Origin of the sequence: Winogradskyella psychrotolerans RS-3, from assembly GCF_000427335.1 — a bacterium.
Classification (GTDB): Bacteria; Bacteroidota; Bacteroidia; order Flavobacteriales; family Flavobacteriaceae; genus Winogradskyella; species Winogradskyella psychrotolerans.
Window position 1 is genome coordinate 1 of record NZ_ATMR01000156.1, and the last position, 545, is coordinate 545.

Annotated in this window: 1 pseudogene; it reads right to left on the reverse strand. The window is 59.1% G+C overall.

Annotated features, from left to right (window positions below):
• Positions 1-213: 213 nt before the first annotated feature.
• A pseudogene (locus ADIWIN_RS20605) lies at positions 214-545 on the reverse strand (6-aminohexanoate hydrolase); the annotation flags it as partial.

Consider the following 545-nt stretch of genomic DNA (forward strand, 5'->3'; position numbering starts at 1 on the left):
GCGGCGGAGACGCTTCCGGTTTCGTTGATGGCGACCAGGATGCGCAGCATGTGCAGGTCGAGCGCGCGAGTGAGTTCGTCGAGATTGGCGGATCCTTCGGCTTCACCGTGCATAACGACACCTTATGGGCAAAGCACCACGGCATAACGTTACGGAATGATTAAGTTTGATTTGGGGACGAAAGACGACGCGGGGAGCGCGCTGTCACTGTAACTAGACTGCGCGCGCAATGTCGTCGAAAAGGGCTGCGTGGAATCGAGTCCATTTCTCTGCAATTGACTCGGGCCACGACGAAAACTTGACGATCACCGTCTCTGTGCTCGGGTCTATCCACAAGAACTGACCGTGGATTCCCGCGGCGTAGTAACGGCCGCGCTCATCTCCCGTCACCCACCACTGATTGCGATAACTGCCATTGGGGTGCACCTGCTGGAATACGGAACCAGCGGCTGCCTGTCGGTCACCGCCACGCTGAGTGTCAGCAATCCACTCTGCCGGAACAACCCGTCCCTCGGCGGTGACGCCGTTGCGCAGCATGAGACCCC